At 65.1% G+C, this 20,139-nt stretch carries 24 protein-coding genes; 12 read left to right on the forward strand and 12 right to left on the reverse strand.

Annotation, left to right across the window (positions count from 1 at the left end):
• From WAO18_RS01075 to WAO18_RS01095, 5 genes are all read left to right on the forward strand, one after another.
• Window positions 1-235, forward strand: a 235-nt coding sequence (locus WAO18_RS01075) for a nitroreductase family protein (RefSeq protein WP_422203144.1), incomplete at its 5' end; no start/stop codon positions are given.
• Complete coding sequence (locus tag WAO18_RS01080) at window positions 235-729, forward strand: SRPBCC family protein (RefSeq protein ID WP_422203146.1); 495 nt, start codon at window positions 235-237, stop codon at window positions 727-729. The genes WAO18_RS01075 and WAO18_RS01080, both read left to right, overlap by 1 nt.
• Before the next feature lie 180 nt (window positions 730-909).
• Window positions 910-1,365, forward strand: a complete 456-nt coding sequence (locus WAO18_RS01085; RefSeq protein WP_422203148.1) for an STAS domain-containing protein — start codon at window positions 910-912, stop codon at window positions 1,363-1,365.
• A gap of 52 nt (window positions 1,366-1,417) precedes the next feature.
• Entirely contained in the window at window positions 1,418-1,939 is a 522-nt protein-coding gene (locus WAO18_RS01090; protein WP_422203150.1) for a hypothetical protein, read from the forward strand.
• Window positions 1,940-1,966: 27 nt separating this feature from the next.
• Window positions 1,967-2,647 (forward strand): alpha/beta hydrolase family protein, encoded by a 681-nt coding sequence (locus WAO18_RS01095; RefSeq protein ID WP_422203152.1) that lies wholly within the window; start codon window positions 1,967-1,969, stop codon window positions 2,645-2,647.
• Here the strand turns inward: WAO18_RS01095 and WAO18_RS01100 are convergent.
• Entirely contained in the window at window positions 2,588-3,193 is a 606-nt protein-coding gene (locus WAO18_RS01100; protein WP_422203154.1) for an esterase/lipase family protein, read from the reverse strand. The two genes, WAO18_RS01095 and WAO18_RS01100, sit on opposite strands and share 60 nt — an antisense overlap.
• Window positions 3,194-3,431: 238 nt before the next feature.
• On the opposite strand from WAO18_RS01100, the gene WAO18_RS01105 reads away from it, so the two are divergent.
• On the forward strand, window positions 3,432-4,649 hold the full coding sequence (locus WAO18_RS01105; RefSeq protein WP_422203156.1) for an acyl-CoA dehydrogenase family protein: 1,218 nt from the start codon (window positions 3,432-3,434) through the stop codon (window positions 4,647-4,649).
• 9 nt (window positions 4,650-4,658) lie between these two features.
• Here the strand turns inward: WAO18_RS01105 and WAO18_RS01110 are convergent, their stop codons facing one another.
• A complete protein-coding gene (locus tag WAO18_RS01110; RefSeq protein ID WP_422203157.1) occupies window positions 4,659-5,237 on the reverse strand; it encodes an XRE family transcriptional regulator in 579 nt (192 codons plus the stop codon).
• Window positions 5,238-5,484: 247 nt separating this feature from the next.
• On the opposite strand from WAO18_RS01110, the gene WAO18_RS01115 reads away from it, so the two are divergent.
• On the forward strand, window positions 5,485-6,267 hold the full coding sequence (locus tag WAO18_RS01115; protein WP_422203159.1) for an enoyl-CoA hydratase/isomerase family protein: 783 nt from the start codon (window positions 5,485-5,487) through the stop codon (window positions 6,265-6,267).
• Window positions 6,268-6,273: 6 nt separating this feature from the next.
• Here WAO18_RS01115 and WAO18_RS01120 read toward each other — a convergent pair whose 3' ends face one another.
• A complete protein-coding gene (locus tag WAO18_RS01120) occupies window positions 6,274-7,341 on the reverse strand; it encodes an amidohydrolase family protein (protein ID WP_422203161.1) in 1,068 nt (355 codons plus the stop codon).
• Window positions 7,342-7,481: 140 nt separating this feature from the next.
• On the opposite strand from WAO18_RS01120, the gene WAO18_RS01125 reads away from it, so the two are divergent.
• A complete protein-coding gene (locus WAO18_RS01125; protein ID WP_422203162.1) occupies window positions 7,482-8,396 on the forward strand; it encodes an alpha/beta fold hydrolase in 915 nt (304 codons plus the stop codon).
• A gap of 50 nt (window positions 8,397-8,446) precedes the next feature.
• Complete coding sequence (locus tag WAO18_RS01130; protein WP_422203183.1) at window positions 8,447-9,703, forward strand: MFS transporter; 1,257 nt, start codon at window positions 8,447-8,449, stop codon at window positions 9,701-9,703.
• Here WAO18_RS01130 and WAO18_RS01135 read toward each other — a convergent pair.
• Entirely contained in the window at window positions 9,700-10,977 is a 1,278-nt protein-coding gene (locus WAO18_RS01135) for a competence/damage-inducible protein A (RefSeq protein WP_422203163.1), read from the reverse strand. The genes WAO18_RS01130 and WAO18_RS01135 overlap by 4 nt on opposite strands.
• Before the next feature lie 27 nt (window positions 10,978-11,004).
• Complete coding sequence (locus WAO18_RS01140; protein ID WP_422203165.1) at window positions 11,005-11,322, reverse strand: MTH1187 family thiamine-binding protein; 318 nt, start codon at window positions 11,320-11,322, stop codon at window positions 11,005-11,007.
• A 53-nt stretch (window positions 11,323-11,375) separates the two neighbouring features.
• On the opposite strand from WAO18_RS01140, the gene dtd reads away from it, so the two are divergent.
• On the forward strand, window positions 11,376-11,807 hold the full coding sequence (gene dtd, locus WAO18_RS01145) for a D-aminoacyl-tRNA deacylase (protein ID WP_422203167.1): 432 nt from the start codon (window positions 11,376-11,378) through the stop codon (window positions 11,805-11,807).
• A 17-nt stretch (window positions 11,808-11,824) separates the two neighbouring features.
• Window positions 11,825-12,736, forward strand: a complete 912-nt coding sequence (locus tag WAO18_RS01150) for a class I SAM-dependent methyltransferase (protein WP_422203168.1) — start codon at window positions 11,825-11,827, stop codon at window positions 12,734-12,736.
• Here WAO18_RS01150 and fadD1 read toward each other — a convergent pair.
• Genes fadD1 through WAO18_RS01185 form a run of 7 tightly spaced genes read right to left on the reverse strand, consistent with a single transcriptional unit; the run spans window position 12,733 to window position 19,175 of the window.
• Window positions 12,733-14,307, reverse strand: coding sequence for a fatty-acid--CoA ligase FadD1 (fadD1, locus tag WAO18_RS01155; protein WP_422203170.1), 1,575 nt, complete (start codon window positions 14,305-14,307; stop codon window positions 12,733-12,735). The two genes, WAO18_RS01150 and fadD1, sit on opposite strands and share 4 nt — an antisense overlap.
• Window positions 14,300-14,719: a Zn-ribbon domain-containing OB-fold protein gene (locus WAO18_RS01160; RefSeq protein ID WP_422203172.1), complete on the reverse strand. Its 420-nt coding sequence runs from the start codon at window positions 14,717-14,719 to the stop codon at window positions 14,300-14,302. The genes fadD1 and WAO18_RS01160 overlap by 8 nt, the downstream gene beginning before the upstream one ends.
• Before the next feature lies 1 nt (window position 14,720).
• Window positions 14,721-15,920 carry a thiolase family protein gene (locus WAO18_RS01165; protein WP_422203174.1) on the reverse strand — a complete coding sequence of 400 codons (1,200 nt, stop codon included), beginning with the start codon at window positions 15,918-15,920 and terminating at the stop codon, window positions 14,721-14,723.
• On the reverse strand, window positions 15,917-16,360 hold the full coding sequence (locus WAO18_RS01170; RefSeq protein ID WP_422203176.1) for an acyl dehydratase: 444 nt from the start codon (window positions 16,358-16,360) through the stop codon (window positions 15,917-15,919). Before WAO18_RS01170 ends, WAO18_RS01165 begins: the two co-directional genes overlap by 4 nt.
• A gap of 7 nt (window positions 16,361-16,367) precedes the next feature.
• Entirely contained in the window at window positions 16,368-16,868 is a 501-nt protein-coding gene (locus WAO18_RS01175; protein ID WP_422203178.1) for a MaoC family dehydratase, read from the reverse strand.
• Window positions 16,865-17,989, reverse strand: coding sequence for an acyl-CoA dehydrogenase family protein (locus WAO18_RS01180; RefSeq protein WP_422203180.1), 1,125 nt, complete (start codon window positions 17,987-17,989; stop codon window positions 16,865-16,867). The genes WAO18_RS01175 and WAO18_RS01180 overlap by 4 nt, the downstream gene beginning before the upstream one ends.
• Window positions 17,990-17,996: 7 nt before the next feature.
• Window positions 17,997-19,175 carry an acyl-CoA dehydrogenase family protein gene (locus WAO18_RS01185; RefSeq protein ID WP_422203184.1) on the reverse strand — a complete coding sequence of 393 codons (1,179 nt, stop codon included), beginning with the start codon at window positions 19,173-19,175 and terminating at the stop codon, window positions 17,997-17,999.
• A gap of 98 nt (window positions 19,176-19,273) precedes the next feature.
• On the opposite strand from WAO18_RS01185, the gene WAO18_RS01190 reads away from it, so the two are divergent.
• On the forward strand, window positions 19,274-20,139 hold an 866-nt coding region (locus WAO18_RS01190), incomplete at its 3' end, for a TIGR03619 family F420-dependent LLM class oxidoreductase (protein ID WP_422203181.1).

Below are 20,139 nucleotides of genomic sequence, written 5' to 3' on the forward strand. Positions count from 1 at the left end.
CATCCCGGCCGGCTGGAGCTTTTTGCTCGCACTTCGGTCTCGTGGCCTCGGATCAGTCTGGACGACAAAGCATTTTGCCAAGGAACAAGAGGTGGCCGAAGTACTGGGCATCCCGCCCACGGTCACACAGGCGGCGCTTTTTCCGGTTGCGTACACGATTGGCACTGACTTCCGGCCGGCCTCGCGACCGTCCGCGGAGACCATCACCTTCTGGGACAGCTGGGGAGAAAGCTGATGCAATCCTTCACCGTGCGATTCCACGTCGACGCTCCCCCGCGAAAGGTGTGGCGGGTGCTGCACCCTCCGGTGCCGCCGAACGCGTCAAAGCCACGGCTTCTCGAGTGGCCGACCGGCAGCATGGAAATCCTGAACGAAGGCGACGAAGCCGGTGAGGGCCTCGTCCGCACCTGTGTCTTCCCGGTGCCCAAGTACCTGCTGTCGGGCGGCAAAGGGCGCTCATGGGAGACCGTCACCGAGGCGACGATGGACAAGCTGTCGCGCTATGTGGCGATCGGCAAGCCGCTGTGGTCGCGCGCTGAGGGCTACCACGAACTCGAGGAACAGCCTGATGGCACCACCGTGCTCACGTTCCATGAGACGTATCACGCCTACAACCCGTTGCTGCGCCTCCTTCTCGAACGACCGGTGCACGCGAAGATTTCTCGCGACAACATCGAGACGTACGAGCACGCGCTCAGCTACGTCGGATCGGTCAAGCGACTGGCCTAGCCGGCTCCCCCGCCGACGGGTCATTGCGGCGTCCGGACGGACGCCTGGAAATCGTTTCTTAGCAAAGTATTAAACGCTGGAACAAGTGACCTTAGAGTAGGCAATTAGCGTCTCAAACAGGTTCGGGTCATCGTTGATCCCGATATTGCAGCAACAGTGTTTGAGAATGAGGGCGGTCTCATGAACGACTCGATGAGCACGGCAGCGTCGTTGGCCCCCCGGCACGCCCAGCTCCCCTTCGACTGCAACGGCGCCGCGGTGCGCGCGCAATGCCGTCATCTGGCAACCGTGGTGACGATCACCGGCGCGATCGACGCGAGCAACGTGGAACAGGTCATCGATTACGCGCAGCGGTTCAACCTGCCGGACAAGCCTTTTGTCCTTGACCTGTCCGGTCTGGACTCGTTCGCCACGCAAGCTCTGCGGCTTCTGCACCGAGTCGAGGCCGCCTGCGACGCCGCCGGGCTGGAATGGGCGCTGATCCCCAGCCAGGCAGTCGGCCTGACGTTGCTGGTGACCGGCGAGGACACCAGCTTCCCGACCGCTGCCACGGTGCACGAGGCGCTGCACTACTTCGCCGACGCCAACACCGCGCGTCGCCGCCTATTGCTGCCGCTGCTCACCAAAACCGCGTAGCCCGGTAATTGGGCTTCGGCGCTCATTTCGCAAAGTCCGTATGCTGCTCTTTGTGACGTCCAAGTCAACGGCTGCCGCCGCCATCGCGCTGATCGCGTTGGGTTGGGGTGTGTCCAATGGCCTGGCCAGCGCTGATCCTCCCGCGCCGGCTCCTTCCCCTGCGCCGGCACCTGCGCCACCGCCTGCGGCGCCGGCCGGCGGACCCAAGACGACGATCGACCACGACGGTATCTACAACGTGGGAACCGACATCGTCCCGGGCGTTTACACCTCGGCTGGTCCCGCCGGCAACGGCGTGTGCTACTGGAAGCGGCTCGGCGACGACGCCAAGCAGCCGCTCGACAACGCCATGAGTAAAAAACCGCAGATTGTGAAGATCGACCCGACGGACAAGACGTTCAAGACCGATGGCTGCCAGGCCTGGCAGAAGAATGACGCCGCGGTTCCGGATCCCGGCAAGTCACCGGGCGAGGCCGGGCTGTCGCTGGGGATCCTCAACTCATTGATCGGCGGCGGGTCCGCACCGGCTCCCGGCGCACAGCCACCGCCACCGCCTGCGCCGCCCAAGCCGTAATCCCGGGCAGCCGAACAACGTAGCGGGATGGAGACCGTCGAATACGCCGCCGGTCGGCACGCAGACCTGTTCGGGCAAACCTCGCAGCCCACGGTTCTGCTGTGGCATGGTCAACAGCCCGACGCGCGCTCTTCGGTACGGTCGCTCGCTGAGCTGATCGCCGACCACGGCGTAAGCGTCATCGCTCCCGACTGGAATTCCTACGCCCAGGACGGCGGCCGCGCCGACCTGCTGCGCTCCGTGCAATTTGCCCGTGCGCGGGTCGATCGCCCCGATGATCTGGTGCTCGTCGGCTGGTCTATGGGAGGGCTCGCCGCGGCGGGGCTGACGGTTCACGCGCAGCGGCTGAAGATGGCGTTCGCGCACACCGTCTGTCTTGCCGGCGCGTTCATGGTGCCCGACCCGATTTTCAACGCGCTCCCGGCGTCTCGGGTGAACGTTGGGGCACCCCGCTCCCCGTTCACCCTGTTGCACGGCGTCGCCGATCGCGTCATCCCGGTTTCGGTGGCGTACGACTTTGCGGCGACCTTGCGGCAGAACGACTGGCCGGTGCAGGTCGTCGAACTGCCGGCCGACCACGGGTCGATTGCCGGCGCGGCCTATGACCCAGTCGCGGGTGCGTATCACGCCGCGACGGACGCACAGTCGTTAGCCGTCGCCGCTGACGTCGCGGCCCGCATCGCCGACGCCGGCAGATCGGATCGCTGACTGAGACAGCCAGTCACGCAATTTCGCATACACCCGCGGATGGTTCAGCAGGTCGAAATGGTTCAAACCGGTCAGGGTCAGCCCCTGTTCGGGCGCGAATGGGATACGCCGCGACTTGCCAATGCCCGCAGCGCTTTTCGATCGCACCAAGTGGTCGCCGGCCAGCATTCCGAGCAGTGGCGGCGTCACTGTGGAGGACGCGTAGTGATAGGTCGCATGAGGGAGAAACGGCGCCTCGCGGCAACTGTCGCGTAGGAGTTCGTCCGGGTCGGCGTCGAACCAATCCTCATCGAGGCAGGCGCCGAAACGCAGATCCTTGACGCCGTCGCTGCGGGCATTCAAAAAGGCTGCGATTGACCGTGTTTCGGGCAACTTGGCGAGTGCCCAAGACGCGATGTTCACGCCTTTTTCAAGATCGGCGCCCAAATGCGGCGAGCCCAAGCACACCACCCGACTCAACGCGTCGGCCCAGGTGTGGTGCTGATCTGCGCCGTAGTGGCATGCGCTGCGCGCCACCAGTCCGCCCATCGAGTGGCCCACCAGCACGAGTTCGGTGATGGGAACGGCCAGTGGTCATGCAGCAGATCGAGTGGCCCCCTCACGAGTTCGGGTGAACAAATGTCAAAATGGCCTGACAGATTCCTCGGCTGGAAAACCCCACATATAGAGTCCGGTCTGAGCTGCCGGTTTGTTCACTCAGTATACAAGCGTTTACTGTATGCGCCAGATGTTGAGCTGACCAGGCACCACACGGATGCGAGCCCGACAATCGATAGGAGCGCTGATGGAGGCCACCTTTTCGCTGGAGTTGTCCGATGAAGTGGTGCAGGTCCGTGACTGGGTGCACGAGTTCGCCGAGTCGGTGATCAGGCCGGCGGCGGCGGAGTGGGACGAGCGGGAAGAAACCCCTTGGCCGATCATTCAAGAGGCCGCCAAAGTCGGGCTGTATACCCCAGACCTCTTTGCCCAAATGGCAGGCGAAGCCAGCGGGCTGGGTATGCCGACGGTCTTCGAAGAAATGTTCTGGGGTGACGCCGGGATCGCGTTGTCCATCATGGCCACCGGGCTCGCCGCGGCTGCACTGGCTGCCAACGGGACTCCGCAGCAGCTCGGCGAATGGCTGCCGCAGATGTTCGGCACCCCCGGCGATCCCAAGCTGGCTGCGTTCTGTTCCTCCGAGCCCGGCGCCGGCTCTGATGTCGGAGCTGTCCGGACCCGAGCGAAGTACGACGAAGCCGCCGACGAGTGGGTGCTCAACGGCACCAAGACGTGGGCGACGAACGGTGGAATTGCCAACGTCCACGTGGTGGTCGCATCGGTTGAGCCCGACCTGGGCACCCGGGGGCAGGCGACATTCATCGTGCCGCCCGACACCAAAGGCCTCTCCCAGGGCCAGAAGTTCAAGAAACATGGGATCAGGGCATCGCACACCGCCGAAGTGGTGCTCGACGACGTCCGCCTTCCCGGCGAACTGATCCTGGGCGGCCGAGAGAAATTCGAACGCCGGATCGCCAAGATCAAGGAAGGGCATCGCACCTCCAGCCAGGCGGCGATGATGACCTTCGAACGCACTCGTCCCACCGTGGGGGCCATGGCGCTGGGCATCGCCCGCGCCGCCTACGAGTACGCGCTCGAATACTCCGGCCAGCGCGAACAATTTGGCCGCAAAATTGCCGAGTTTCAGGCTGTCGCTTTCAAATTGGCCGACATGAAGAGCCGCATCGACGCGTCCCGGATGCTGGTCTGGCGCGCCAGCTGGATGCAGCGCAACAACAAACCGTTCACCTCAGCGGAAGGCTCGATGGCGAAGCTCTACGCCAGCGAGACAGCGGTGTACGTTACCGACGAAGCGATCCAAATCCTCGGCGGTAACGGTTACACGCGCGATTACCCGGTCGAGCGAATGCACCGGGATGCCAAGATCTTCACCATCTTTGAAGGAACCAGCGAGATTCAGCGATTGGTGATCGGCCGGGCGTTGACCGGTCTGCCCATTCGCTGACGAACGCCGTTAGTGCGCGGCGTTCGCCTCTTCGCCGGCGCCGTTCAGGGCTAGCGCGTCATCCCAGCCGTTCACGTGCTCCTCGACCGGCGGCAACTCAGGTTCGAATTCGCCTTCGTCGAGACCCGCCGCCACCCGAATTGCGGCAATCAACTGCTCGACCAGCGGTGTCTCCTGCGCGGTAGGCGTCGCACCTTCTTCGAGCTCGTCGGGAAGTTCGCGGCGAAGCCCGAACCCGTTGGCCGCCTCGTGCGCGGACAGCTTGGCGTGGGTGCGGGCGTTGTAAAGCTGTTGTCCCAGAGTCGATCCGGGCGCGTCGGCCGCGCGCTCCATCAGCTCGTCGTAGCGCCGCCGGACGTCACTGAGCGCCATCATGACAATGGGTGTGGGCCTGCTGTGGCTTGCCGCTTCGGTCAGTGCTGCGCGCAGTTTCCGCATACCGGACAGAACCACTTCGGCGCGCTTCTGGAACTTCTTGTCCTCGGGAAAAGGAAGCGAATCGATAGCGGCCCGGTACATATGCATCGCCGCCTCGGCGAGATTCAGTATGGTTTGCGCTTCACCTTCGTGCTGATCGAATTCGCCCATGACCCCTCAATCGATTGTCGTATTCAGCTCAGATCGTGACGGGCTGCCGCCAACTTCCATCCCGACAGCTGCATGGACGAGGGTATCGGTAACGGCGTCGGCCCGCATAGGGGTAGTGCGCGCACCTTCAGTAGGTAGTCCCGGCTGTGCGAGTGCCGGCGGACCCGGTTCCACGCGCTGGCCAGATCTCAGCCGAGGTGATTTACTATCATTGCTAAGATAGCGGCTGCGAATCTCAAAGGACGCGGTGAGCATCGACTACGTGCGGGACGGTCGCATCGTCACGATCACGATCAACCGACCCGAGACGCGCAATTCGCTCGACATGGAGCATTTCCACGATCTTGCCCACGCTTGGGCGGCCTTTCGCGATGACCCCGCCGCGTGGGTCGCCGTTATCACCGGAGTTTGTCACGATTTCTGTACCGGAGCCGATCTCAAGAAATTCATTCCCGAGTTGACCGGCGACTTACCGCAGCCCGAGGGATGGAACAAAAGCGACGCTATTCACGCTGTCCTGCACCAGTTTCCGATCTACAAGCCGATCGTGGCCGCCGTCAACGGTGTCTGCGTGGCGGGCGGGTTCGAGATGTTGACCTCCACTGATATTCGCGTCGCCGTGCCCCAGGCGCGATTCGCCGTGATGGAGCCCAAGCGCGGATTGTTTGCCGGCGGCGGCAGTACTGTGCGGTTGCCTCGCCAGTTGCCCTACGCGTTGGCGATGGAGTTGTTGTTGACCGCGGACATGGTCGACGCCGACCGCGCGCTCGCGATGGGGCTGATCAACCAAGTGGTGCCCGACGACCAGTTGATGAATACCGCCTATGAGTACGCCGAGCGCATCGCGGTCAATGCGCCGCTTGCCGTATCGGCGACAAAGCAGTCGGCTGTCGAGGGCCTGTCGCTTGATCTGCAGTCTGCCTATGCCAACGAAACCCTGCATAGCGACCGCATTTTCGCGACCGAGGACGCTAAGGAAGGCCCGCGTGCCTTTGCCGAAAAGCGACCTCCGAAATGGCAGGGGCGCTGATCGCCCTCAGTTCAGACCGTAGAAACGCTGCGCGTTGAGCCCGCCGATTTTCGCGCGTGTGTTTTCGCTGATGTCCGGGCGCGTGCGCAGATGTTTGGTGCTTTCGGGCCACTCGCCGTCCCAGTGCGGGTAATCGCTGGCGAACATGATGAAGTCGTCGCCGAGCACGTCGATGACTCCGGGCAGGATCGGCTCCTCCGGCTCGCAGGTCACGAAGATGTTGCCGGCCTGCACGTACTCCTGCGGATCACGTTGCCAGCCACGTTCAACCCAATCGCCGCGCTTTTCGAAATGCTCGTGCAGGCGGTCGATGAAGAACGGCACCCAGCCCACGCCCGCCTCGAGGAAGGCCACGCGCAATCCGGGATGCCGATCGAAAACGCCGCCGGAGACCATCGCGGTCATCGCCGTCATCTGGTCGAACGGAAAGCTGATGCAGTGCACCTGGATGTAGTTGGTGAACCGGTCGACACCGATCTTCGGCAGATGGATACCGGGTGCGCCGTGAATGCCCAGCGGCATCCCGAGTTCGACCGCGGCGGCGTAAAACGGGTCGAGGTCTGGGTGGTCGAGGTTGCGCGTCTTGAGTGCCGGCGGGACGAGGGTGGCCACCAGCCCGAGCCCTTTGGCCTCTCGCATGACGTCGATCGCCGCCTGTCCATGCTCGACCGGGGCCACCGCCACGCCGCGCAATCGGCCGCCCGCCGGGGCGCAGAAATCCGCGATCCACTGGTTGTAGTGGCGCGCGAACCCGGCGGCGAATTCGGGATCCTCGAGGCTGGGCGTGCACAGTCCCATACTGGGATACAGCACCATGGTGTCGATGTGGTCGCGGTCGGCGTCGCCGAGCACGCCCTCGACCGACCGGCAGTTGATATCGGAGGCCTTGCTGATCCCGTGCTCGGGTGGGCATCCGGCGCCCGGGCCGGTGTCTTCCGGATAGTTGCGGCCTTCGATGACCAACCTGGGTCTGCCGTCGGCGCTGGCCGTGACCCGGTCCGGCCAGCGCTTCATGGCCTCGATGGCGAACGATGGGTTTTCCGCGACGTGCCCGTCGGCATCGATGATGTGCATGACTCGCTCCCGTCGGATCCACGGTGTTGTATGCAGCGTGCACCACCGACGGCGTCATCGCTCCCGAAACGCCGGCCAAACAATCCGTGCCGGCCGTCCCAACGTGAATCGAGCGCGGCCGTCCATGTAACACTGCGGTAATGGCTTATTCGATTGCTCGGCCCAAGCTGGAGGGCAACATTGCGGTCGGTGCTGACCGGCAGCTGGGGTTTGCCGAATTCGGCGACCCGCAAGGGCGCGCGATGTTCTGGCTGCACGGCACCCCCGGCGCCCGCCGGCAGATTCCGGCCGAGGCTCGCGTGTACGCCGAGGACAACCACATCCGCCTGATCGGCATCGACCGACCCGGCATCGGGGCGTCCACCCCGCATCAGTACGAGAACGTCCTCGCTTTCGCCGATGACCTACGCACCGTCGCGGACATCTTGGGCATCGACAAGATGGCGGTGATCGGTCTGTCCGGCGGCGGCCCCTACACGTTGGGATGTGCGGCGGCGCTGCCCGATCGTGTCGTTGCGGTCGGGGTGCTGGGCGGCGTGGCGCCCACCGTCGGCCCAGAAGCGATCAGCGGCGGACTGATGTCACTCGGATCGACGGTGGCGCCGCTGCTTGCGGTGGCCGGATTCCCGATCCGGTGGGCGGCGGTCGGTTTCATCCGTCTGCTGAAGCCGGTCGCCGAGCCCGCGCTGTATCTCTACGCGCGGGTGTCGCCCGAGGGCGATCGGCGGCTGCTGGTGCGGCCGGAATTCAAGGCGATGTTCCTCGACGATCTGCTCAACGGTTCCCGCAAACAGTTGTCGGCCCCGTTCGCCGACGTCATCGTGTTCGCCCGGGATTGGGGCTTCCGGCTCGACCAGGTGAAGATCCCGGTCCGCTGGTGGCATGGCGACCGCGACCACATCGTGCCGTTCGCGCATGGTGAGCATGTCGTCAGCCGGCTGCCCGATGCGGAGCTGTACACGCTGCCCGGGGAGAGTCATCTCGCCGGCCTCGGTTTCGCCGAGGAGATTCTGCGCACGATGGTCGAACTCTGGGACAGCATCGACAAGAAGTGATTTCGCCCGTGCGGACCACACCGTCGGGTTCGATGTGATAAACGGTGCGAGTGCCTGGAAAGCCGCCGCTCACCAAGGATCAACGCAATTCGTTCATCGCCGCCCTGCTGGGCTGGACGATGGATGCCTTCGACTACTTCCTCGTCGTCCTGGTCTACGCCGACATCGCGAAGACCTTCCACCACACCAGAACCGAAGTCGCGTTTCTGACGACGGCCACCCTGGTGATGCGGCCGGTCGGCGCCTTGCTGTTCGGGCTGTGGGCAGACCGGGTAGGCCGTCGCCTGCCGCTGATGGTCGACGTGGCGTTCTACTCGGTGGTCGGTTTCCTGTGCGCATTCGCGCCCAATTTCACCGTGCTTGTCATCCTGCGACTGCTCTACGGCATAGGCATGGGCGGCGAATGGGGTTTGGGTGCGGCGCTTGCGATGGAGAAGGTTCCCGTGGAGCGGCGGGGGTTCTTTTCCGGTCTGCTCCAGGAGGGCTATGCGTTCGGCTATCTGCTCGCGACAGTGACGTCGCTGTTGGTGATGGACCGGCTCGGGCTGTCCTGGCGCTGGCTGTTCGGGCTGAGCATCATCCCGGCGCTGATCAGCTTGATCATCCGGTACCGGGTGCAGGAATCCGAGGTCTGGGTAGCCGAGCAGGATCGAATGCGGTTGACCCGCACCAGGATCCGCGACGTGCTGCGCGAAGCTGCCGTCATCCGGCGGTTCATCTATCTGGTGCTGTTGATGACTGCTTTCAATTGGATGAGTCACGGCACCCAAGACGTGTATCCGACTTTTCTGTCGGCCACCCACGACGGCGGCGCCGGGCTCTCGCACGCGAGCGCCAAGTGGATCGTGGTGATCTACAACGTCGGCGCGATTATCGGCGGACTGATCTTCGGCTCATTGTCCCAGCGGTTTGGCCGTCGCCACACCGTGTTGTTCTGCGCGGTACTGGGGCTGCCGATCGTGCCACTATTCGCCTATTCGCATACCGCCGCGATGCTGTGCCTTGGCTCGTTTTTGATGCAGTTCGCCGTGCAAGGCGCCTGGGGCGTCATACCCGCGCACCTGACCGAGATGTCACCGGATGCTATCCGCGGCTTCTATCCCGGTGTCACTTATCAGCTCGGTAATCTGTTGGCGGCCTTCAATTTGCCGATCCAGGAGCGCCTGGCCGCCACCCACGGCTATCCGTTCGCTTTGGCGGCGACGATCGGGCCCGTCCTGATCGCCGTCGCGGTTTTGACGGCGATTGGCAGGGACGCCACCGGAATTCGCTTCGGAACCCCGCAAAGCAGCGCGATCGCCGATTAGCTGCGTGGCGTGGCTCCGCTGAGCGCTTGCCGCAGCAGATGCATCGCCACCGTGATCGACCGCTCCCGGACGTCGCTACGGTTGCCGGGCAGCCGCAGCGTGCGGGTCGACGACTCGCCGTCGGCCAGCGCCACGGTGAAACAGACCGTCCCGACCGGCTTTTCCTCGGTTCCCCCACCGGGCCCGGCGATCCCGGTGATCGCCACCGCGGTGTCAGCATTGAAGCGGTTCAGCGCACCGGCGGCCATCGCCTCGGCAACCGGCTCCGATACCGCTCCGTGTGCCTCGATGAGTGCCGGGTCCACCCCGAGCAGGTCGGTTTTCGCATCGTTGGCGTAGGTGACCAGCCCGCCGGCGAGGTAGGCCGACGAACCGGGCCGGTCGGTCAGGCGTGCCGCCAGCAGTCCCCCGGTGCACGACTCTGCTGTGGCGATCCGGCGCCCGGCCAGCAGCTGTGCGACTTGGTCATCCACCTGTGCGCCGTCCTCGGAGAAGATGTGCTGGCCGTGCCGGGCGCGAAGTAGTTCGGTCAGCTGCCGGTAGGTGTCCGCGGCGTCAGGTTCGTAGCGGGTGACCATCTCGATCTCCGCGCGCCGCAGACACGTGGTGATCTCCAGCGAGTCGAAGTCGGGCACCTCGTGCTCCGCTTCGCGAAGAGTCTCGGCCAGGCCGGATTCCGGCAGCCCGAACATTCTGATGGTGTCTTGGCGATAGACCGTCCGACCGGCGATGGCTTCTTGAACGGCGGGTATCTGCGCTGCGGTCTTCCACATCGGCTGTAGTTCGCGGGGCGGGCCCGGCAGGACGACAACCGTCGGCTTGCCGGGAACGACCACGCCGGGCGCGGTTCCCACCGGGTCCATCACCACGGCGCCGACCGGGACCATGGCTTGCTTGCGATTGGCGGCGCGCACCGCGTCGAAATCGCCGCCCCCGATGCGCGACATCAACTTTTTCAAGATCTCCGCGATCGTGTTTTCCAGGTCGGTGTCCAGCACCAGTTCGCGGCCGCAATACCGCGCGACGGTGGCGACGGTCATGTCGTCGGCGGTCGGTCCCAGCCCGCCGCTGGTGACGATCAGGTCTACACCTTCGTCGGCCATGAACCGGAGCTGCGCTTCGATGTCGGCGGCACGGTCGCCGCAGATGGTGATGTGGGCGAGCTCGACGCCGAGGTCGAGAAGCCGATCGGCCAGCCATGGACCGTTGAGGTCGGCGACCCGGCCGGTCAAAACCTCGGTGCCGGTGACGACGATTCCCGCGCGTGCGCTCACCGCTACGACATTAGGCGTGCCGCGTCGTCAGGCTTCCCCGGGCCGCGAGGACAGGTGGCGTTCCACTGATTCCGTCTTGCTGGTCATCGCGTCCGTGACACCCGATCGCCAGTCAGCCTTGATCACCACGCTGACCCGGGTGGCGCGGGCCGCGACGGCTTCCACGGCGCGCTCCACGACGGCCATCACCTCGGCCCAGCTGTCGCCTTCGATCACGGTGAACATCGAATCGGTCTGGTTGGGCAACCCGGATTCCCGAACCACCCGGACTGCTTCGGCGACTAGCTCACCGACACCCTCGCCTACGCCGAGCGGTGTTACCGAGAAAGCGACCAGTACTGACACCTGCCGAGCGTACCCACGATGTCGGGCGGTTTCACTCATGGCAGCATCGGGACATGCGGGTTCTGGTGCAACGAGTCGCGTCGGCAACGGTGTCGGTGGACGGCCAGGTCGTCGGCTCGCTTCGGCCGGACAGCCAGGGCCTGCTGGCATTCGTCGGGGTGACGCATGGTGATGACACCGACAAAGCCCGACGGCTCGCCGAAAAGCTCTGGCAGCTAAGGATTCTCGACGATGACCGGTCAGCGTCGGACATCAAGGCGCCGATCATGGTGATCAGCCAGTTCACGCTGTACGCCGACACCGCCAAAGGCCGGCGGCCGTCGTGGAACGCCGCCGCCCCCGGTGCAGTCGCCGAGCCGCTGGTGGAAGCCTTCGTGCAGGCGCTGCGAGACATGAGCGCCGATGTGCAGACCGGAATATTCGGTGCCGACATGCAGGTCGAGCTGGTCAACGACGGCCCGGTAACCGTCTTGCTGGAGCTGTAACGAGAGAGGGAGTTTCCATGAGCGACAAGTGGGCTCGAGACCGCCTCGACGACGACACCTGGGACATCGTCAGCAGTGTTGGATACACCGCACTGCTGGTCGCGGGATGGCGCGCTCTTCACGCGGCGGGCGAAGACCCGCTGGCGCGAGACGGCTACGCGAAGCATTTCATCGCGGCTTCCGGGGACCCGTTTTTGAACCGGGCCCTCGCGGACCCGGCCAGCTCCGACGGTGCGGCGGCCTTCCCGCGGCTGTACGGAGTGCAGACCCGATTCTTCGACGAGTTCTTTTCCGCCACCGCAGAGCAGGGTATCCGCCAGGCCGTGATCGTGGCGGCAGGCCTCGATTCCCGCGCCTATCGCCTTGAATGGGCCAGCAGTACCACGGTATTCGAGATCGACCAGCCGAAAGTCCTCGAGTTCAAGGGGCGGGTGCTGGCCGAGAATGCCGCAGAACCCGCGGCGCATCGGCGTGACGTCGCGGCGGATCTACGCGACGACTGGTCCATACCGCTGCGTGCGTCCGGCTTCGACGCGGGCCTCGCCAGCGCGTGGTCGGTCGAAGGGATCCTGCCGTACTTGACCGGTGACGCCCAGGACACGTTATTCGGCCGAATCACCGAGCTTTCGGCGCCGGGCAGCCGGCTCGCGATCGGTGCGCTGGGTTCGTGCCTCGACCAGGACAGGCTGGCGGCTCTAGAAGACACCTACCCCGGCCTCAACCTGTCCGGTGACGTCGACTTCTCCACGTTGACGTACGACGACACGACGAAAACGAAACCCGCACAATGGCTCGCCGACCACGGCTGGGCGGTTGATCCCGTTCGCACCAACCCGGAGCTGCAACGCGAGTATGGCCGGGTCCCGCCTCAGGTCGACCTGGACCTCGACGAGATCATGCACTCCGAGTACGTCAGTGCGACGCGTTAGTGCACCACGACGTATGTGTTCCCCCGGCCGACGCGTTCCCACAGCACGCCGCCCGCGGCGGTCACGCCCGCCTGGATCAGATCGCGCTTGAGGATCTTGGTGGTCGCGGTTGTCGGAAGCTCATCGTTGATCCGCACGAACCGGGGCCAGGCTTTCGGTGACAGGTCGGATTGGGCGTGGAGGAATTTCTCGAATTCGGCCGGAGTGAACGACTGCCCGTCATTGAGCACGATCGCGGCCATCACCTGGTCACCGACCGTATCCCGAATCCCGTACACCGCAACCTGATTGATCGGGGCAAACCGCTGCAGAATCCGCTCGATAGGTGCGGCGGCCAAGTTCTCGCCGTCGACGCGCAGCCAATCCGCCGTGCGACCGGCCAGATAGATCCAACCGTCGGTGTCCCGATACGCCAGATCGCCCGACCAGTACATGCCATGGCGCATCCGCTCGCTGGTGGCTGCGGGATCGTTGTAGTAGCCGGCGAACGGGCCGGAGCCTTTGGTGTTGACCAGTTCGCCGACCGCCTCGTCGAAATTGGCCAGGGCGCCGTGCTCGTCGAAAACCGCAGGTGCGCATTCGGTTACGGTCTGTGAATCGTAAATGGCGACACCGGGATATCCCTTGCCGATGGAGCCGGCCGGGGTGCCGTCCTCGCGGGTGATGATCACCGCGAACTCGCTGGATCCGAAGCTGTCCACCACCCGGCAGCCGAAACGCCGGGCGAACTCGTCGATGTCGCGGTCGCTCGCTTCGTTGCCGAATGCGATGCGCAGGGTGTTGTCCGCGTCGTCGGGAAGCTCGGGGGTGGCCAGCAGCAGGGCCAGCGGCTTGCCGACATAGTTGAGATATGTGACGCCGTAGCGGCGGACATCGGCCAGGAATCTCGACGTCGAGAATCGTGCCGGAACCATGGTCGCTCCACTGCCGACTGCCACGGCCCACCCGGCGGCGACACCATTGGAATGGAACAGCGGCATCGCTAAGTAGCACACGTCGTCCGCGGTGACGTCGTACTGCCCAATCAGGCTGGCGCCGCACATGATCGCCATTACGTGCGAGAAACGCACCGCCTTGGGGTCGCCGCTGGTTCCTGAGGTGAAGATCATCATCAGGGTGTCATCGAAGCCGACTTCGCGGTATGGGGCCAGAGGCGGCGCGTCCGCGACCGCGTCGACGTAATGTGGCGACGCCACCTCCAGCACGGTGATGTCGTGCAGGTCCAAGCCGTCCAGCAAAGCCAGATGGTCTGCATCGACTAGCAGCAGTTGGCAATCCGCCCGCCGGATATCCGTTGCCAACCCCGCACCGCGCCGCGTGGTGTTGATGCCGCACAACACATAACCACCCAGCGCGGCTGCCGCCATCGAGCGCAGCATCGCCGGTGAATTAGCCAGCAAAGCACCGACATGCAACGGGCGTGAAGTGTCGGCGAGCCCGATCAGTGCCGACGCCTCGCCCGCGGCCTCGGCGAGATGCTCACGCCAGGTCCAGGTCTGCTCGCCGTAGGCCACCGCAGGAGTGCCGTCGTGCATGCGGGACCGCAGCAGCTGTTGCACGGTCTCAAACATGCTCGGGCTCCGGCCGATACCGCAGCAACGTGACTCCGGTGTCGGGAATGTCGCAGAACACCGGGCTGACCCGCATCCCTATCCGCACGTCGGCGGGGTCCACGTCGACCAGTTCGGTGCTGAATCGCGGCCCGGCGTCCCATTCGACGACGGCGAGGATCTGAGGTACCGCATCCGCCCACGGTGGGCCGGTGGGACGGCGCGCCACCGTGAAGGTGTAAACCGATCCGGCCCCGTCGATTTCGCGCCATTGCAGGTCGTCGGCCAGAGTGCCCGGCGCCAGCGTGCGCGGATAGAACACGTAGCGCTGCAACGACGGCGAATACTGCACCAGGATGCGGCGTTCGGTGAGGGCTTGCCAGAACGGCGCCGACACCGGGGTGGGCTCGGGAAGTGGTGTCACTTCGGTCATCTCAGTCACCACCCAGCACCAGCGCGACTTGTTCACTCATGATGCCGCCCGTGCCGCTGACGAATGCGTGATTGCAGTCGGCGACCTGCGCCGGGGCTCGGCCCATCACCTGACGGGCGGCGTCGACGACATGGTGCATGCCTCCGGCCATGCCGGCCTGCCCGAATGAGAGCTGCCCGCCCGCGGTGTTGAGCGGAAAGTCGCCCGCAAACGTGAGGTCGCGCTGGTTAACCCAGGCCATGCCTTCGCCTTTGCCGCAAAAGCCGGCGTCCTCGAGAGTCATCAAGACGGTGATGGTGTAGCAGTCATACAGCGATGCCACGTCGATGGCCTGCGGGGTTATACCTGCCATCGCGAAGGCACGTTGGGCGGCGCGGGCTATCGGCGTCGTCATCAAGTCATCGGCGTACGTCGCCGTCTTGAAGGCGATGTGCTCGCCGAATCCCTTGATCCACACCGGACGGTGACGGGCGCGGCGGGCGATGTCGGCGCCGGCGACTAAAACACCCACCCCGCCCTGCACCCGCATCACGGTCTCCAGCATGTGGATCGGATCGGCGATCATCGGGCTGGCCAGGACGTCGTCGACGGTAATGGGCGTGCCGTGGAACGCCGCACCGGGGTGGGCGCACGCATTCGTACGTTGGTCGACCGCGATCTTCGCCAGAGCCGTTGGGTCGTAACCGAAAAGAGCGGCGTACCGCTGCGCGATCTGGGCATACGGCCCGTTCTGGCCGACGTTGCCGTAAGGGATTTCGAACTCGGCCTGCGGCGAGCCGTACTTGTTGCTGGACGCCCCGTGCCATCCCGGCGGTGACGGTGGGTGGCGAGTCGACGTCGGCAATATCGCGGATCCGGGCACTACGGCCAGAACCGCGTCGCACAGCCCGAACTCGACGGCCGCCGCGGCACGCCACACCATCCCGGCCGAGGTTGCGCCACCGAGGTCGACGCGTTCACCGAAATTCACCGGCAAACCCAGATATTCAGACAGCGTGGCGGGAGCGAACATGTCCGATTCCGCCAAGCCATGGCAGATCAGACCGTTGACCACCGCGGCCTCCACACCGGCGTCGTCGACGACCATCTTGGCCAACAAGGCGTACTGGTCGAGGGTGAACAACGGTGGGCGGGTCTGCTTACGCTCGGCGGGCAGTTCGGCGATCCCGATGATTGCCGCTTCGCCGCGCAGGCCCGTCACGGCTGAACTCCGCGCAGCGGCAGCGCAACCGTGGCGGTGCCCGGCATCAGCACGGTGTCGTCGCGGCGCCCGGAGATTTCCAGGTCGACCAGTCCGACGTTGTTAGCCAACCGTTTTCCGGTCACGGATCCGCCGAAGCTGAGCTGCTCACCGGCGATGGCGACCGCGCGGTTCTGCACCGAGTACTCGATCAGCCGGCCATGCCCGCCGATCCAGTCGGTGATAGCGCGGGCCAGCAGCGCGGCCTGCAAGGGGCCCTGCACGACGACATCGTCGTAACCCTCGACCGTTCGTGCCCAGTCTTTGTCGTAGTGGATCCGATGACCGTTGTACGTGGCGGCGCTGAAGAAGAACAACTGTGTTTCGTCGACGGTCACCGTGAGCGCCGGAAGAGCGTCACCCGGGTGGACGTCGTCGTAGAAGATCTGCTCGCGGGCCACCGTGCTCCTAGGGTCGGGCGATCATCGATGTGGTTGCCTCAGCGACCAATTCACTGTGCTGGTTGTGGTACACGGTTCGCCAGGTGACCAGAACGAACCTGCCGGAGCGGCCCTGCTTCTCCACGATCGAGTCGATCGTTCGCACCATCTCGATCTCATCGCGGTGATAGGCCGGGCCGTGAAATGTCGTGCCCTCCCCGCCGGCCATCCGTTTGGGGGCGTGCGGGAAGGCGAGGCTGCCGGACACCGCTCCGGAGGAGCCGTCCTCCCGTAATCCGTCCAGCGGCGTGACCCCCAAGATGGCGTATTGCAGATACAGCGGTGGGCAGATGATGTCGCGATAGCCGTGTGCCCGAGCGTATTCGGGGTCGAACCACAATGGGTTGTGGTCGCCGACCGCCGCGGCCCAACGTTGCCAATCGCGCCGGTTGATTTCGCCGGACGCGGTGGCAGCCACCGTTCCCACTCGTGACGCCGACTCGGCGTCGACCAGACTCTGCTCGCTCACGCCTCTTCCTCCAACCAAGTTGATGCGATGTCCGCCCCGCCACCCAGTGTCGACAGCACCCGGGCACGCTCGGAGAACAAGTGCAAATCGGTCTCCACCACATAACCCATGCCGCCGTGCAACTGGTGCGCATCCAGCGTGATCAGTTTCGCCGCCGTTGCCGCATGCATCCGGGCAATCGCCGTCTGCCGGGTGGCGGTCTGGCCCTGCCCGATCCAGAACACCGCGGAGTGAGCGGCAAGTCGGGCCGCAGCCAGTGCGATGTGCATATTCGCCACCAGATGCTGTGCCGCCTGAAATGACGCGATCGGGCGGCCGAACTGCTTGCGCGACTTTGTGTAGTCGACGGTCCGCTGCAAGACGGCATCGCCGACTCCGACCAGATCCAGCGACAGCAACGCAACCGCGGCGTTGGCAACCCGGCGAAGGTCCTCGTCGGCCAGGCCTGTGCCGTCGGGGCCGGCCAGCACGGCCGCCGGGTCAATCACCTCGACCTCGTCGAACCCGATCCGGAAGGCGCGGTGCCCGCCCATCAACCGCAGCGGCTCGATCCACAGGCCCGCAGCGGCCAACGGCACGACGAACGCCATGACCCGCTCCCCCGCCGCGGCCGCGGACACGACGAGGTGATCGGCGAGGTCCGCGTCCGCGACGAAATCGACTGCGCCGCTGAGCCGCCAACCGCCCCAGGCCTCCGAACGCACAAGCAGCGTCGGGGCAATCACGCCGGCATTGGCCGCATTCCACAAACACGTTGTGGCACTGATCTTTCCGGCCGCAAGCGACGGTAGCCACGCCGCATGTTGATCGGGTCCGCCAAGCATCTGGATGGCGAGGGCAGCCTGCACGGTGCCATGCACAATCGTCGGGCACAGTGCCCGGCCCGCCTCGACGCAGGCGACACCGAGATCGGAGAGCGCACCACCGGCGCCGCCGTAGTCCTGCGGGACCAGCAGGCCGAATACACCGGCGTCCGTCAACGACTTCCACAATCTGCCGGGCATCGACCGCGAGTCGGCGTCGCGGAGCTCGCGGACCAGGCTCGTCGGGCACTCGGCGAGAAACAGCGCGGACAGCGTCGACGCCAGATCCCGCTCGTCCTGATTGGGTAGCAGTTTCATGATGTTGTCAGCGTCCGTACGACGGCATGCCGTGGCCACGCTGGGCGATTACGTCGCGAAGCACCTCGTTGGTGCCGCCGCCGAACCGCATCAGCGGCGACACCCGATAGAGCCGCTCGAACTTCCCGCCTTCGGGCGCACCCGGACTGCGGTAGGCCAGCAAGCCGTCTGGGCCGAGCAGGTCGATCGCCAAATCGGCGATCCGCTGCCGTAATTCGCTGCCGAAAACCTTCTCGACGCTGACCTCCACGGTGGGGATCACACCGCTGTCCAGCAACGAGGCCGCCTGGTACCCCATCAACATTGCCGCTTCGACGTCCGCTTCGGCCTGAGCCAGACGACGGCGGAAGCTGGAGATCTGCAAGGGCACCGAGCCGTCCCGACGCGGTCTGCCGGCCAGCTCGGTCAGTTCGTCGAGTGCGCGGCGCAGATCTCCCGCGTTGGTCAGCGCGCCTCGCTCGAGATCCAGCGCACCGGTGATGTAGGTCCAGCCCCGATTGAGTTCCCCGATCAAGTTGCCGACGGGCACCCGAACCTCGTCGAAGAACGTCTCGTTGGTGCGATAGCCCGACCATGCGTAGAGCGGCCGGATCTGTATCCCCGGCAGATCGGTCGGCACCATGATCACCGAGATGCCCCGGTGTCGCGGCGCCGCGGGATCGGTTCGCACACAGAGCCATTCATGTGTTGCGCGGTTTGCGACGCTGTTCCAGATCTTTGATCCGGTGATGACCCATTCGTCGCCGTCTCGCACCGCCCGGGTGCGCAGACTGGCCAGATCGGTGCCCGCTTCGGGCTCCGAGTAGCCCACCGCGCAGGTCAATTCTCCGCGCGCGATCGGCGGAAGGAATTCGAGCTTGTTCTGTTCGGTGCCATGTCGCATGATCATCGGCGCAACCGAGGTCACCGTGAGGTCAGGACCCGGAACGCCCCAGTATTCGAACTCGCGCATCAGCAAGTGCTGATAGACGGCGCCGAGTCCCAGGCCGCCGTACTCCGACGGCCAATTCAGCCCGAACCAGCCGCGCTCACCGATACGGCGACGGAATGCCGCGACTTCCCCCGCGGGCAATTCCTGACCGTGCTCGCCCAGCTCGGAGCGCAGCGCGGGCGTGACGTTCTCGGCAAGAAAGGTGCGCACTTCGGCCACCCAGGCGTTCTGCGCTGCGTCGAGTTCGAAATCCACCATCCTGTTCCTAGCGCGTTCTCGGTGCTTGCGCCCGGAATTTCGAAAAGGAACTTAAAGTACTAGCGGGTCAGGTCAATGCTTCGGAAAGGCCCCTGATGCAGTTCTGGTCTGGCACACCGTTTATGGAGACGGGCGATGCGCTGGCGATCGCCGGCATGCTCGACGAAGCGGGATACGACGGCGTCATCTGCGCCGATCACTTGATCTACCCGCGCAACCTGACGTCGCCGTACCCGTCACCGGCAGGGGTGCCGCCGTGGCAACCGGAGACGTCATGGCCGGACTCGTGGATCATGATCGGCGCGATGTCGTCGATCACCCGGCGATTGCGGTTCTCCAACGCCATCTACGTCGCCCCCTCCCGACCTCTGCTGGAGGTCGCCAAACAGGTGGCGACCGCGTCGGTCATCTCCGGTGGCCGGGTGTCACTGGCCGTCGGCGCCGGCTGGATGCGCGAGGAATTCGACTTGCTGGGACAGGATTTCAGCACCCGCGGAAAGCGGCTCGACGAGATGATCCCGGCGTTGCGTGCGCTGTGGCAAGGCGGCTGGGTGTCCTGGAACGGTCGTTACTACCAGGTGCCCGAGTTGATGCTCGAGCCTCACCCGCCGACACCGGTGCCGATCCTGTGCGGCGGCGAGTCCGACGTGGCGTTGCGGCGCGCCGCCCGGCTGTGCGATGGGTGGGTGGGAACGGCGTACGTGTGGGACGACGCGGTCCATCACGTGCAGAAGCTGGCGGCGTTGCGACGCGAGTACGGGCGTGACGGCGAGCCGTTCGAGATCATGCTGGCGTTGCTCGAGATGCCATCGGCCGATCTCTACCGCCGCGCAGAAGACCTTGGCATCACCGCGGTGATGTGCGCGCCGTGGATGGGCGAGGATGTGGCCCCCAGCGACCGCGCGGGCTGCCGCGCGGCCATCGAGAGGTTCGCCGAGACCGTGGTCGCACGGTGTCGCTA

Origin of the sequence: Mycobacterium sp. (genome assembly GCF_049278535.1) — a bacterium.
In the GTDB taxonomy this organism is placed as follows: domain Bacteria; phylum Actinomycetota; class Actinomycetes; order Mycobacteriales; family Mycobacteriaceae; genus Mycobacterium.

What these genes read in the sequence shown, in the direction of transcription:
- WAO18_RS01080 (WP_422203146.1), top strand. Translation starts at nt 235, where the DNA reads ATGCAATCCTTCACCGTGCGATTCCACGTCGACGCTCCCCCGCGAAAG.
- WAO18_RS01085 (WP_422203148.1), top strand. Translation starts at nt 910, where the DNA reads ATGAACGACTCGATGAGCACGGCAGCGTCGTTGGCCCCCCGGCACGCC.
- WAO18_RS01095 (WP_422203152.1), top strand. Translation starts at nt 1,967, where the DNA reads ATGGAGACCGTCGAATACGCCGCCGGTCGGCACGCAGACCTGTTCGGG.
- WAO18_RS01105 (WP_422203156.1), top strand. Translation starts at nt 3,432, where the DNA reads ATGGAGGCCACCTTTTCGCTGGAGTTGTCCGATGAAGTGGTGCAGGTC.
- WAO18_RS01110 (WP_422203157.1), bottom strand. Translation starts at nt 5,237, where the DNA reads ATGGGCGAATTCGATCAGCACGAAGGTGAAGCGCAAACCATACTGAAT.
- WAO18_RS01120 (WP_422203161.1), bottom strand. Translation starts at nt 7,341, where the DNA reads ATGCACATCATCGATGCCGACGGGCACGTCGCGGAAAACCCATCGTTC.
- WAO18_RS01125 (WP_422203162.1), top strand. Translation starts at nt 7,482, where the DNA reads ATGGCTTATTCGATTGCTCGGCCCAAGCTGGAGGGCAACATTGCGGTC.
- dtd (WP_422203167.1), top strand. Translation starts at nt 11,376, where the DNA reads ATGCGGGTTCTGGTGCAACGAGTCGCGTCGGCAACGGTGTCGGTGGAC.
- WAO18_RS01150 (WP_422203168.1), top strand. Translation starts at nt 11,825, where the DNA reads ATGAGCGACAAGTGGGCTCGAGACCGCCTCGACGACGACACCTGGGAC.
- fadD1 (WP_422203170.1), bottom strand. Translation starts at nt 14,307, where the DNA reads ATGTTTGAGACCGTGCAACAGCTGCTGCGGTCCCGCATGCACGACGGC.
- WAO18_RS01160 (WP_422203172.1), bottom strand. Translation starts at nt 14,719, where the DNA reads ATGACCGAAGTGACACCACTTCCCGAGCCCACCCCGGTGTCGGCGCCG.
- WAO18_RS01180 (WP_422203180.1), bottom strand. Translation starts at nt 17,989, where the DNA reads ATGAAACTGCTACCCAATCAGGACGAGCGGGATCTGGCGTCGACGCTG.